The 13,796-nt window shown below is 41.1% G+C and carries 12 protein-coding genes; 5 read left to right on the forward strand and 7 right to left on the reverse strand.

Going from position 1 to position 13,796, the window contains the following annotated elements; genetic code table 11:
• Positions 1-193 precede the first annotated feature (193 nt).
• Entirely contained in the window at positions 194-988 is a 795-nt protein-coding gene (locus tag CDC33_RS21400) for a Tab2/Atab2 family RNA-binding protein (protein ID WP_109012658.1), read from the reverse strand.
• 209 nt (positions 989-1,197) lie between these two features.
• Here CDC33_RS21400 and CDC33_RS21405 point away from each other — a divergent pair, with 209 nt between their 5' ends.
• The gene (locus CDC33_RS21405) at positions 1,198-1,548 is read left to right on the forward strand and encodes a hypothetical protein (RefSeq protein WP_109010548.1); all 351 of its coding nucleotides are present in this window, start codon (positions 1,198-1,200) and stop codon (positions 1,546-1,548) included.
• Here the strand turns inward: CDC33_RS21405 and CDC33_RS21410 are convergent.
• From CDC33_RS21410 to CDC33_RS21435, 6 genes are all read right to left on the reverse strand, one after another.
• A complete protein-coding gene (locus tag CDC33_RS21410) occupies positions 1,523-1,792 on the reverse strand; it encodes a YciI family protein (protein WP_100898250.1) in 270 nt (89 codons plus the stop codon). The genes CDC33_RS21405 and CDC33_RS21410 overlap by 26 nt on opposite strands.
• Positions 1,793-1,985: 193 nt before the next feature.
• Complete coding sequence (pheT, locus tag CDC33_RS21415) at positions 1,986-4,436, reverse strand: phenylalanine--tRNA ligase subunit beta (protein ID WP_109010550.1); 2,451 nt, start codon at positions 4,434-4,436, stop codon at positions 1,986-1,988.
• Positions 4,437-4,897: 461 nt separating this feature from the next.
• Positions 4,898-5,392, reverse strand: a complete 495-nt coding sequence (locus tag CDC33_RS21420) for a hypothetical protein (RefSeq protein ID WP_109010552.1) — start codon at positions 5,390-5,392, stop codon at positions 4,898-4,900.
• Positions 5,393-5,841: 449 nt separating this feature from the next.
• Entirely contained in the window at positions 5,842-6,246 is a 405-nt protein-coding gene (vapC, locus tag CDC33_RS21425) for a type II toxin-antitoxin system VapC family toxin (RefSeq protein WP_109010554.1), read from the reverse strand.
• A complete protein-coding gene (locus CDC33_RS21430) occupies positions 6,243-6,443 on the reverse strand; it encodes a type II toxin-antitoxin system VapB family antitoxin (protein WP_109012659.1) in 201 nt (66 codons plus the stop codon). The genes vapC and CDC33_RS21430 overlap by 4 nt, the downstream gene beginning before the upstream one ends.
• Before the next feature lie 54 nt (positions 6,444-6,497).
• A complete protein-coding gene (locus tag CDC33_RS21435; protein ID WP_109010556.1) occupies positions 6,498-7,883 on the reverse strand; it encodes a response regulator in 1,386 nt (461 codons plus the stop codon).
• Between the two features lie 755 nt (positions 7,884-8,638).
• On the opposite strand from CDC33_RS21435, the gene CDC33_RS21445 reads away from it, so the two are divergent.
• From CDC33_RS21445 to rfbF, 4 genes are all read left to right on the forward strand, one after another.
• Positions 8,639-9,313: a vWA domain-containing protein gene (locus CDC33_RS21445; RefSeq protein ID WP_100898244.1), complete on the forward strand. Its 675-nt coding sequence runs from the start codon at positions 8,639-8,641 to the stop codon at positions 9,311-9,313.
• 50 nt (positions 9,314-9,363) lie between these two features.
• Positions 9,364-10,146 (forward strand): PP2C family serine/threonine-protein phosphatase, encoded by a 783-nt coding sequence (locus tag CDC33_RS21450; protein ID WP_109012660.1) that lies wholly within the window; start codon positions 9,364-9,366, stop codon positions 10,144-10,146.
• A 56-nt stretch (positions 10,147-10,202) separates the two neighbouring features.
• Entirely contained in the window at positions 10,203-12,371 is a 2,169-nt protein-coding gene (locus CDC33_RS21455; protein WP_109010560.1) for a tetratricopeptide repeat protein, read from the forward strand.
• A gap of 483 nt (positions 12,372-12,854) precedes the next feature.
• A complete protein-coding gene (gene rfbF / locus CDC33_RS21460; protein ID WP_109010562.1) occupies positions 12,855-13,628 on the forward strand; it encodes a glucose-1-phosphate cytidylyltransferase in 774 nt (257 codons plus the stop codon).
• Positions 13,629-13,796: the final 168 nt, after the last annotated feature.

Here is a 13,796-nt window from a genome sequence, read left to right on the forward strand (position 1 = left end):
TGTACAAAATTGGGTTTTCGAGACGCGATAAATCGCCGTCTCTACAAGTGTTTTGGTCTTATCTGAACTGTATTGACCTATATAGACAAATTACAGTAAAGCGTAGACACGTAGTGCCTTGCAGTCAGACATCACTTTAGTTAATTTTTTTAGCTATAGAAATTAGGCGGACAAATATTTTTGGCAATTAATATCAATCTTCTGCCCGCAACAACCAAAAGCCGCTATAAGTCATCCCGGAATCATCGGGTTGAACTAACAAAAAATGCAATCCTCGGCTTTGCTTTTTTCGTTGTTCAAATGCTTGGGCTGCTGTTGTAACTTCTGGATCTTCAAAAGTGGCAACAATCCATCTGTCTACCAAGCCAGCTTCTAATATTAAGCCGTCTGGTGCGCCAGATATATAATTCAATCCTACGGGACGGGCTTGCTGCAACCACCGCGCTAGGCGCATCGATTGCCGTCCACCATAAATCACTACACCGGGGACGGGTACTGTTGATGCCAAACCCAAATTGATGGGTTTGCGATGTTCTGGGATGTGCAAAATGGGAATGGGGCGATCGCTAAATATCGTTTCCACATCACTAGCAGCTAAACTCGCAAAACGCCATTGTTCTCCCCAAAGGTTTTCTGGTAATGGTGCTGGGGGTGGTTTATCCAGTGTTGAGGGATATTGCTTTTCTTGTAACCACTGCTTTAACGCCAAAGTATGGCGAGTAGGTTCAACATTTATACTTAAATTGCGTCCCGCCGCCTCAATTAAGCTTAGTGACTGAGGACGAAATACCTGAATCACATCTGGCAATTTTTCACCTGCGGCTAACTCAAGTTGAGCAGCAACCCAACTCGAATTTGCTGCTGACTGGAGACAGCTAGCTTCATACTGAAAGCTGCGAGTTGCGTCACAAATCAACAACTCCCATAAAATTTGTCCAGATGCATCTGGTAAGGGACGACGATAAAAATCAACTTGCCAAGTTTTCATAAGTGGGGAGTGGGGAGATGGGGGAGAGTTAAACCAATTCGCAATTCGCAATTCGCAATTCGCAATTCGCAATTACGTTTTGTGACGGGGATTTAGACCCCGACACAAAACGTGCTGCCTATCTTGCTGGGGACTTAAACCCCCAAAGTTCGTTAAAACTGAAAGTTTCAAGCTCAGAGGCTCAACGTTCGAGTAAAAAGGTTCAACGTTTGAGTAAAAAGGTTCAACGTTCGAGTAAAAAGGCTCAACGTTCGAGTAAAAAGGCTCAACGTTCGAGTAAAAAGGCTCAACGTTCGAGTAAAAAGGTTCAACGTTTGAGTAAAAAGGTTCAACGTTCGAGTAAAAAGGTTCAACGTTCGAGTAAAAAGGTTCAACGTTCGAGTAAAAAGGCTCAACGTTCGAGTAAAAAGGTTCAACGTTCGAGTAAAAAGGTTCAACGTTTGAGTAAAAAGGCTCAACGTTTGAGTAAAAAGGCTCAACGTTCGAGTAAAAAGGCTCAACGTTCAAGCCGATTCCCCCATGCCCCAGACCAATTCAAAAAGCCTGAATCCATTCTTTAACAGAATACTCAGTCCAAATGCCATTTTTCCAGTAGGGATCATTTTCGATTAACTGGCGCACAGTGGCTTCGTCTTCGGCTTCGTAAATCCCAAAAACTTTTGTGACATCTTTGGTGGGGCCGATAGTAATCAGCACACCGGATTCTTTCTGTTTTGCTAATCCGTCTAAGTGAGCTTGACGGTGGGGGGCGCGTTTTTCAAGAACGTCTTCGCAGTAAGTTCCCCAGAGTACATATTTAGGCATAGCTAATTAATTCCAAATAAAAAATGAATGGGGAGTAGGGAGTGGGGAGATAAGGGAGCAGGGGAAGCAGGGGCAGGGGAGACAAGGGGACTTAAATCAGAACTTGTAACAAGTGTTTCCCCTTGTCCCCAATTCTCAAAAGTCCCCAAGTCCTCTTTCCAATGCCCCATGCCCCATGCCCCATGCCCAATAACTAACTTCTCAAGTTGACGCCGAATTTTTCCACCAAGGCTTCGCGGACTTTATTGTGTACTGGTTCGACTTCTGCCTCAGTAAGAGTACGATCGCTAGCCCGATAAACTAGGCGGAATGCTAAACTCCTCTGTCCTTCGGGGACATTTTCGCCACGATATTCATCAAATAATTCCACAGATTCGAGCAAATCTTTGCCCGCTTTGGTAATTACTTTTTCAATTTCGCTAACTGAGATTTTCACGGGTGCGAAAAAGGCGATGTCACGATCGCTAGCTGGATAGGTAGAATAGGGCTGGAATGTTGGAACCAGAACTTCATTTTCTCCCAAAGAATCTAAAAGCACCTGTAGATCCAACTGGAAAACATAAACGGAATCTGGTAAACCTTTTTCTCGTCGCAGTTGGGGATGGAGTTGTCCAAAAATACCCAGCCTGTTACCCCGAATCCACAGGGAAGCGGTGCGTCCTGGATGTAAGCGATCGTCGCGGCGATCGGGTTGAAATTCTACCTGCAAGGCAAGTTGGCGAAATACACTTTCTAAAATGCCTTTGGCTTCAAACCAGGTGATTGGTTCTTCGCGTCCACTTTTTGACCATTTGCCAATGGTGCGATCGCCTCCCAAAATTCCAGCTAGGGTTTCTGTTTCTTGCAAACCGTCTTCTTCTTGCCAGAAAATTTGCCCGATTTCAAAGCCGTTCAAAGCACCATTACCCTGCTCTAAATTGTATTGAAAGGCATCAATCAGCCCAGATATCAAATCGGTTCGCAGCGCTGAATATTCGACAAATAAGGGGTTTGACAGTACTATATTTCTGTCTTCTCCTGGTTTGACTAAAGAATAATGAATTAATTCTGTCAATCCTTCAGCCCGGAGGAAAGCTCGTAATTTGCGAATCAATTCCTCATCTAAAGGCAGATAGCCAGCTTCGGCTTTTTCTGGTAGAGTATCGCAGAATTTGTTGTAACCATAGAGACGGGCTATTTCTTCAATTAAGTCAATTTCTCGCTCTAAGTCGCGGTAACGATAGGGGGGAACAGAAACTGACCATGTAGGTTGATGGTTAGTATCTTTTTCTGAAGGAGTCAACTGACATCCCAAGGCAGTCAGGATACGCTCAACATCTTGTTCTCGCAGTTCACCTGTATCCTCTCCTAAATCTATCGGCCCCAATATTTGATTAACGCGGTCTAAACGCAGGGCGATAGAACGACTCCAGGTAGACGGGTCGGGGCGGGTGTCGGCAATTTCCTGCTGGACAAGAATTCCACTAGCTAATTCGCTAATTAAGGATAAGGCGCGGCGATTAGCTATTTCCAACTCAGCCCGGTTAACTCCCCGTTCATATCTGCCAGAAGCCTCACTTCTTAACCCAACACTCCGGGAAGAACGGCGAATTGCTACGGAATCAAATAAAGCTGCTTCTAAAACTAGGCTTTGAGTCCCTTGATGGACTTCTGTTTCTTCTCCACCCATAACTCCCGCCAGTGCAACGGGTCTGTCGTTTGCGGTAATTAACAAATTTTGGGTTGATAGGGTGCGAGTTTGTCCATCCAGGGTTTTGAGGGATTCTCCAGCATTAGCGAAGCGAACACCGATGGTTAAATTTTCACTACTTGCAACTGATTTTAGGCGATCGCAATCAAAGGCGTGCAGTGGTTGTCCCCATTCCAACAAAACGTAATTAGTAATGTCCACTACATTACTGATGGGACGTACCCCAGCAGCCCGCAAACGCTGTTGCAACCATTCGGGAGATGAAGCAATTTTTACCTGTTCAATTACTGTACCAATGTATGCAGGACAAGCTTGGGTATCGGCAATTTTTAAAGCTAAATTTCCGGCACTTTTGGTAATAGAGACTTCACCGGGTTTAGGAATGCTTAACTTTCCACCAGTTAAAGCTGCTACTTCCCGTGCTACGCCTACCATACTCAGAGCATCAGCGCGATTGGCAGTTGCAGTTAAGTCTAAAATGACATCATCTAGACCCAACAAAGGACGCACATCACTACCCAATGGTAAATTTTCCTGGGTAAAAATATGAATTCCGTCTACATCGGTGGGTAAACCGAGTTCCTTTAAAGAACAAATCATGCCCTGAGACGGGACACCACGCAACTTTGCAGGTTTAATTTTTAAATCGATGTTGGGTAAGTAAGTACCCGTAGTCGCCACTGGCACATATATATCTGCCTTCACATTAGCAGCGCCACAGACAATATTTAAATTCTCACTTGCACCAATATCGACTTGGCAAACACTTAATTTATCGGCGTTGGGATGGGGTTGACGCTCAAGCACTTTCCCGATAACTACGCCATTTGCCCAAGTGCGGCGATCTTCAATCTCTTCAACCTCAAACCCCGCCATTGTCAGGGTTTCGGCTAATTCTTCTGGACTAAGTTTTATCTCTACTAGTTCGCGCAGCCAATTTAGAGAAATACGCATGGAATGTGCTTGTTTTAGGAATCGTCTTTTGCTCTTATTTTAGGGTGCAAGAAGCGATCGATGGCTATTCGTCCTGCAAGGCGTACCCTTTCACTTGAACAATCCTACTACGTTAGGCTGGCAATGTAAAAACTAAGTAAATACTGAGAATGTATCTACGCAGGGAAGTAAGACATTATTTTATTTGGTTGATTTTGACGTTAAACTACATACGCCCGGATTTTTCGCTTGTGAAAAATCCGGGTGTTTTGTTTCAGAAAAAAGTGTGTCAGTAAGAATTTAAGAGTCAGAATAGTTAAACAATCAGAATAGTACCTTATACATGGATTTCCCAATCGTACTTGATTCCTTTTAAATTCTGACTTCTGACCGGAGGCGGAGCATCTCCGGCTCCGCTCCTGTTAGCGGTAGCGGAGCGTTGAGCCAGTGCTGAATTCTTAAGTGTGTCAGAGGTTGGTCATCTAAGGTTTGCTAACAACAATTTTAACAATGTAGTCTTTGAGTGCGATCGCCTGTCCGCTTGGGTACGGGGAAACCGCTATCAATGTCACTGAATATTTATTTGAAAATTGAATTGGTAAAGGATCACGACCTGGTATAAGGGTTAGCGTTAATGTTGAAACTTGCTTACCATTTTTCATAATGTCTAATTCAATAATAACTTGCCCTTGCCAAATACAAGTTACATTAGTTGGACACCGAGAATCTTCGATAACTTTTGAAAATTTGATTTCAAGATTTTCACTGGGTAGGTAAGCTGTCTTTCCATATTTAAGATAAAACTGACTATTTAAAGTAGTTCCAACTCTAGCCATCAATTGTTGATGGTTATTTTGAGCAATTGATTGGACTTCTATGCTTGAAGGCTTGATATTTGATAGTAGTCCATAGCTAGGAAGACAATTTCCTCCACTAAGAAATGTTAATATAACTGCTGTGCTTACTAGACTTTTCATTGTTTATACTCCATAATCAAGAATTCTTATCAGTGCTTTTCAAAGAATTCGTTGCTTAATTTATCTTGAAGATTTACTCTAGTTTTACTTTTTAGCATTATTACTGTATAGTTTAGTAATTATTACATTATGTAAAAGGGACATTATTTTTTCTCTGTTCTCAACAAGCCGAGGTTTTTGCGATGAGCAATTACCACGGTTTTACAAGACTTTGAGCAATTATTATCTGTTAGGTTGTTAAGTGCATAGGCGTAGCCCGTCGTAGACATCGCATGATATTAAAATCTCTAGCTTGAGTGCAGGGTTAGGGAACTCCAAAAAATAATTTATCCCAATTTCTGGACTCAACACGACTAGTTTCTCCCCCTGCTCCCTGCCCTAAAAGCGTTCGCGTAGCGTCCCGCAGGGATGGGATATTTTTTAGTTGGAAGTTCCTAAGTAACGTAGACCTAGAATTGAAACAATGTTATCGGAATATGCTGACTGAAATTCTCAAAATCTTTATCTGTGCTTATTATTGTGTAATTTCTCCGAGCAGCTGCGGAACAAATGAGGAAATCTGTGTTTGCACCTTGAATACCATTGCTTCGACAAATGTTATAAAACTCAGAAGCAAGTTCATAGTCTTCTATATTTAACTCTAGATTGGAAAATGCACGGAGATAATTTTTGAGCCGATTATATTGGTTAACGTCACGAATTCCTGAGAGTATCTCTTGCCGGACAGCACCTAGCAAAGCAACTCGACCATCAGTAATTAATTCTTTAAACACTGCAACATAGGGTGAGTCATCAACTTTATAATTACGTCTAAGAGCTAAAGACCAGACTGAAGTATCAACAATGACTTTCATCGACTTCGGCGCTGTTGCTTGTAGTCATAATCATCCTCGTATTCAATCGTTCCAAATAGCTCCATAATTTTCAATTGCTTTCGACGCTGTATATACTCTCGTAATGCCTCTTCTATAACGGCATCCTGAGTTGGATGACCACCAAGTTCGAGAGCTTCCTTAATTAAGTTTTCGTCAATTTCTAGATTAGTAGTCATGTGTAGATTATCCCACAAAGCAATGTGCATAAAAAACTCATTGGAGTGTTTAATTTAAGTCAAATGCATAAAGATTACTTTCAGTAATTCGGCGCGAGTAAACGGTTTAGTCAGATAGCCAGATGCCCCAACTAATTTGGCTTTTACTTTGTCTAAAACCCCTTTATTCCCAGTGACAAAGATGATAGGAGTCTTCTGAAATATGGAATTATTTCGTATAATCCGGCACAACTCATAACCATCGATTCCTAGCATGTTTAAATCCAACAAAATTAAATCCGGTTTGTGCCTTATAATTGACAAAACGGCTTTTATTGGATCGTTAATAGTTACTACAGAAAAATTTTCGTTTTCTAAGAAACGGCTAATTTCTTTGAGAATTGTGGGACTATCATCTACAGAAACGATTTTGTGAGCTTTTAGTGCCGTTACAGTAGCAGCCGCTACTATTTGGGAAGGAGGAGTTATGCTATTTGATATTGTTGGCTCCTGAAATTTCTCTTTTAGAGAAGGAGAAATGTGAGGTAATCGTTGGATAGGAACTATATTCTCTTCAGAAACATCTAGGTAAAAGTTGACGATGGTATTTGGTTCTTTTTTGGTATCAACTAACTTTGGAATGAATTTTGAGATAAAAGATTGCTCTTCAAATATTTTTGGTAATTTATCATAAGGTGGATCAGCTTCATGCAAGATAATCGCACCCTTAAGTATGTAAGAGTATAAAGTGTGAGCCAGTTGGATTTCATCTTGATTCAAAATTACGGCTAGATGACACAGGCTAAAACCTTTCATCCAATTAGTTAAATCTGGCTGGAGTTTTGCTAAATCTTTTTCCTCAATTTTGCTGTTAATCAACAAATATGGACGTTGATATGGAGAAGAAATTTGAGGAACAAAAGCTTGCCATTTTTTTAATCTTACTTGGCAATGTTCTAGAATTTTTTCTACATCTAACCTGCAAAATATTGGCATTATATCAAGCGGTTCTGCTAATTCATAAGTACCTTGTTTGATTAGTAAAAATGATTCAATCACCTCTCGAACTAATTCTTGAATCAGCACTGCTGCTTGTGGAGAATGTAAATATTGTTGACTAACAAGCCAGGATATAGCCTGATATTCAGGAGGATGGCTTGTTGAATTACTCTCATCTTCAATTAAGTAAGTGTATGAATCAGGTTCAAACATTAGACGTAATTGAACACGAACCTCACTGGTAAGCAGTGGAATTTGATGGCTGAGGCGACGCAAATGACGTTCTAGCCGGTCAAAGGGTTCCACTGAATGGGTAGCGTAGGTTATTCTCCCCTGTTCTAGGTAAATCGACCAAGAAACTGAGTTACTCAATGCTTGTAAACAAGTACTGTCGGAGCAATTGGATAACTGTCTTAACAAACTGATTGGACGTAGTTTGGCGAATGCACCGGAATTATTCATATTTCTTAAGTTTTTTGCGGAATCAACAACCGAACATTTGTAAATTGAAAATATCAGCTATGAAATGTTTTCTTCTTTGTAATATTTCTCTCCGTACAAAATATTTTTTATAAAATATGTATATATGTTAAAACTAGTAAATCTTATACATTTTTTGTTACATTTAGCACACTCTACTTATTCTATCTATCTCAAAACAAAGTAAGTGGGTATGAATAAACGTAAATACCTATCTTAGCTAGACTATCAGTAGATGTTAGTTAATTCTGGATTTTACTAACTACCGACAACTCTTGAATGAAGACCTTAATAATGATGTTTATTTATGCCCACTTACTGAAAAAGGTAAATTTGATTCCATGTTTCCGCAGCTACACTGCTATACTTCTAGAGCTAAGAAGCTCAATTATAGTTAATTACTTTTATGTAAAAGAACGATTTTTCTACATAAAATCTTTAAAAAGTTATCTAGGAAAGTTTACGTATTTATTGTACTGTAGGGTTAATGGATATAATTTTTGGGTAGATACATTACAACAAGGAATGCTGCGTTTTGATAAACTCTTTTTTGCTAAACTAAGCTGTTCTCAAGTTCTTCTTAAATATGTAGAGAACTTCATGAAAAAAATTTGTTTAATAAAAATTAGAGCATCTACCACTAGCTACTATATTCTGTAAGTCGCTTCGGCGGCTGTAATTATATACTCTCAAGAAAGGAAAATAAGGCTTTGAACTTTAACATAACACGAAAAGTTATGGATGATACATTAAGACTTGATGAAGTAGTAGAATTTGCTGAGAACCCAGAACCACGTTGTCCTTGTGTACTGTTATTAGACACATCTGGCTCGATGCAAGGAGATCCGATTGAGGCTTTAAATCAGGGTTTACTAAGTTTAAAGGATGAATTAGTCAAAAATTCCTTAGCTGCAAGACGGGTGGAAGTAGCGATCGTAACATTTGATAGTAATATCAATGTAGTACAAGACTTTGTGACTGCCGATCAATTCAATCCGCCGATTTTGACAGCTCAGGGATTGACTACAATGGGTGCAGGAATTCATAAAGCTTTAGACATAATTCAAGAGCGGAAATCTCAGTATCGTGCCAATGGGATTGCTTACTATCGTCCTTGGGTGTTCATGATTACCGATGGAGAACCACAAGGCGAGTTAGAAAATGTGGTAGAGCAAGCATCCCAGCGCCTACAGGGAGATGAGGCTAATAAGCGCGTAGCATTTTTTACAGTAGGTGTAGAAAATGCGAATATGACTCGTTTAAATCAAATAGCTGTGCGTACCCCTCTGAAGCTGAAAGGATTAAATTTTATCGAGATGTTTGTCTGGCTGTCAACTAGTATGTCAGCTGTTTCCCATTCGCAGGTGGACGAACAGGTTGCACTACCGCCGATTGGTTGGGGGACTGTTTAATAAAAAATCGCAGCTTGATGTTTACACAGCTAGCTGCTGGAAAAAAATCTATGAACATATCAAAACAGATTGCTCAATGGCGGATTGTGGCTGCGTCTGTATGTGGTACAAGTCACTTAAAAAACAATCAGTTATGCCAGGATGCTCATCACTGGCAAGTATTATCAGATAACGTTTTAGTGGCAGCCGCAGCAGATGGCGCGGGTTCTGCTAGCCTTGGAAAAGTGGGAGCGATGATTGCTGTGGAGACAGCAATAGAAAACATTTCAACCATTGGACTCACCCGGAAAAGTTTGACTGATGATGCATTAGTGCGATCGCTCTTAAATGATGCCATACTAGCTGCTAAAAAAGCTGTGCATGATGAGGCGGCTAGTTGTGACAAACAGCCTCATGATTTAGCCACTACCTTAATTGTGATGCTTGCCACACCAGAAGTTGTGGCTGTAATGCAAATAGGTGATGGTTTGGCAGTGGCAAAAGATAGCATGGGCAACCTTCTGGCACTAACTATACCTGATAGCGGCGAATACATCAACGAAACTACTTTTTTAACTTCTCCTACTGCCTTAGATACAGCGCAGATGAGAGTCTGGCGCACAGATATAGAAAATGTTGGCATCATCACTGATGGACTACAAATGCTGGCTTTGAATATGGTTGTTGGCGAACCTCACAAACCCTTCTTTTTTCCCCTGTTTGAATTTGTAGCTAATGCCGAGGATAAAACAGAAGCGAAGGAGCAGTTGGTAAAGTTTTTACGCTCAGAACGGATTACGCAACGCACTGATGATGATTTGACACTCATTATAGCTGCATTCAACAACTCATAAGCAAAAAATTTACAGGTTTCACATCTTACAATAACTCCGTTAGCGGTAATTTCATTATGCAGGTACTACGTTGTTCCCCTAGAAAAGAAATCCTCAGTCTCAATGTCAGTTTGGGACGTGGCGGCGAAGCTTGTGTTTATGCAGTGCCATCCGATAACAACTTGGTGGCAAAGATTTACCATAAGCCAACGACTGCTCATGCTGATAAACTCCAAGCGATGCTTGCTAACCCGCCAGAAAATCCAACGGCGAGTTTAGGGCATATCTCTATCGCTTGGCCAGAGGATTTATTACGGGCGGCAGATGGCAAAAATATCATCCTCGGCTTTTTGATGCCACGCATTCAAGGGATGCGTCCAATCATCGACTTTTACAACCCCAGAACCCGTCGCCAACACTGCCCCCTATTCAACTATCAGTACCTGCTCCGCACGGCTCGTAACTTGGCGGCAGCAATTGCTGCTTTACACGCTAGTGGATATTGTATTGGTGATGTAAACGAATCAAATATCCTCGTCAGTGACACAGCACTGGTGACTTTGATAGACACAGACTCCTTCCAAGTACTTGACCCAAGCAGCAATGTTGTTTATCGCTGCCCAGTAGGGAAACCAGAGTTTACCCCACCAGAACTACAGAATAAAACTTTTGCCCAGCACGATCGCGAAATTTCTCACGATTTATTTGGGTTAGCGGTGCTGGTATTTCAACTCTTAATGGAAGGCACGCACCCATTTTCGGGAATTTTTCAAGGTGCTATTGAGCCACCGCCCTACGAAGCCCGCATTGCATCGGGTCATTTCACTTACAGCCAAAAGCGCTACGTACCCTACCTTCCTACACCCATTGCACCCCCTTGGGAAATTCTTCATCCCAGCTTACAAGAACTATTTGTCCGTTGTTTTGAAGACGGTCACAACAACCCACAGTTGCGCCCCAGTGCCCAGGCTTGGCTATCGGCTATTGCTGAAGCCGAAGATTCCCTAATTACCTGCACGACAAATCCTCAGCATCGCTACAACAACCATATACGTAGCTGTCCCTGGTGTGAACGTACCGTGCGATTAGGCGGACGCGACCCCTTCCCATCACATCGGGCTATAGAAGCTAGAGAACATCTCCAACCGCGAATCAAACGGAAAAAGCACTACACCCAGACACCGCATTTTCCACAACGAACCATGTCACCGCACTCGGCTAATTATTGGCAGCCAGTAATTACCCCAAGCGGTGCATCTTATAAACGTTCTAAGAAGTCAAAGTTGTACCCGATTATTTGTTGCTTGCTGGGTTTTGGTTTATTGGGATATGCGGATGTAATGATTAAATTTACTCAGCCGTTGGTTACCCAAAATGCTTACACTCAACAAACACTAAAGTCTCGCCAGACAAATAACAAACTCAGCTTCGCTGATTACTATCAGCAAGGTTATACCGCTTACAAAGACCGAGATTATGAAAAAGCAATTGCCAGCTTTACCGGAGCAATTGAACAAGAACCGACACATGCCAGAGCGATTGTAAATCGTGGCAATGCTCGCTATAACATGAAAGACTACGAAGGGGCAGTTGCAGATTATAGCCAAGCTCTTACAATCAATCCCAATCAAACCAAAGCTCTTGTGAATCGGGGTAATGCCCGCTATATGCTTGCCGAATATAGCAACGATCCTGATTTAGAGTATAACCTAGCGATCGCAGACTATAATCGCGCCATTGGTCTGGATAGTAATGAAATTGAAGCTTATATCAGACGCGGGATTGTCCGCACCCAAATGGCTAAATATAGCGGTGAATCTCAACAAGCTTACAAAAGAGCGATCGCAGATTTTACTCACGTCATAAAGCTTAATGTATCCAAAGCAGAAGCTTACTTTCAACGCGGTGTTGTCTATTATCAAATTGCTCAATATAGCAGCAATTATGAGCAAGAATATCATCAAGCGATCGCTGATTTTAACCAAGCATTAGCTATCAGCCCCAAACTAGCAAAAGTGTATCTCAAACGAGGTATGGTTCGCTATGAGCTAGCACAATATGGCGGTAATGAATCTAACAAAAATCAGGCGAAAGCTGTTGAGGATATACAGGCATCTGCCAAAATTTTTCTTGAGCAAGATGATATGGATAATTATCAGCAAGCACTCAGTAACATGTGTGTAGTCATAGAAAACAAATGTGACCCTTTATTCCAAAGCTCAAGTAATCTGCAAAAAACTAACTAAAAACAAGTAAGTTTTTTTACTGGTATATTATTAGTTTGAATTTCAGAAATCAAGCCTGACTAGGGTTAGCTAACGCTAACCCTAGTTATTTATTGGGTAACATTTTTATTTAAAAGAACAATTGATTTTCATATTTCTAGATATTCATAGAGCTTTTATATAGAAAAGATTTTAATTTATATTTCCTTCATGATTTTACCGAAAATAACAGTTAGATTATTGACGGAGAAAAAGAAAAAAGAAATCAATTTTTCTCTATCTAAGTGCATCCTCTTCATGTCGATAAAGTCAAACAATTTTGGATTTTAGATTTTGGGTTTTCGATTAAAAGAGTTTTTTGGTACATGCCCCGCTATGAAAATGGGCAGAGCAAATCTACTCATAGGCTCGTGAAATTCGAGCATTAATCCCAAATTGCAAATCTAGAATCTAAAATTGGCACGGTCAAATAATTATATCCCTACAAATCTCCGAGGTAATTGCATGAAAGCGGTGATTTTGGCTGGAGGACTTGGTACGCGCCTCAGTGAAGAAACTAGTATCAGACCCAAGCCGATGGTTGAAATTGGTGGTAAGCCAATTCTCTGGCACATAATGAAAACTTACTCTGCTCACGGCATTAATGACTTCATTATTTGTTGTGGTTACAAAGGTTACATAATTAAGGAGTATTTTGCTAACTACTTCTTACACATGTCAGATGTTACCTTTGACATGCGATTTAACCAGATGAACGTACATTCTGGTTATGCTGAACCCTGGCGTGTCACCTTAGTAAATACGGGTGATAATACAATGACAGGCGGACGCTTAAAGCGAATCAGCGAACATCTTGGTAGTGAGACTTTTTGTTTTACTTATGGTGATGGTGTCAGTAATATTAATATCACCGAGCTAGTTAAATTTCATAAAGAACAAAAGACATTAGGAACCCTCACAGCCGTTCAACCAGCCGGACGTTTTGGGGCTATTTCCTTAGGATATGAGCAAACTAAAATTACCAGCTTTCGGGAAAAACCTGAAGGTGATGGAGCTTGGATTAATGGCGGTTATTTTGTGTTAGAACCAGAAGTAATTAATTTGATTGCTGATGACTCTACCGTGTGGGAGCAAGAGCCATTAGAAAAACTAGCTGATATGGAACAACTATCGGCTTTCAAACATGATGGTTTTTGGCAACCTATGGATACTTTACGCGATAAAAACTACCTAGAGGAGCTATGGAAAAGCACTCAAGCTCCTTGGAAAGTTTGGTAAAAAGAGTTGGGAGATGAGGGAGATGAGGGAGATGAGGGAGCAGGGGGAGCAGGGGGAGCAGGGGGAGCAGGGGGAGCAGGGGAAGAATAACTATTAATTATTGATTAATGCCCCATGCCCAATGCCCCATGCCCAATGCCCAATACTTCGACTTCGCTCAGTACAAGT

Origin of the sequence: Nostoc commune NIES-4072, assembly GCF_003113895.1 — a bacterium.
GTDB classification, from domain to species: Bacteria; Cyanobacteriota; Cyanobacteriia; order Cyanobacteriales; family Nostocaceae; genus Nostoc; species Nostoc commune.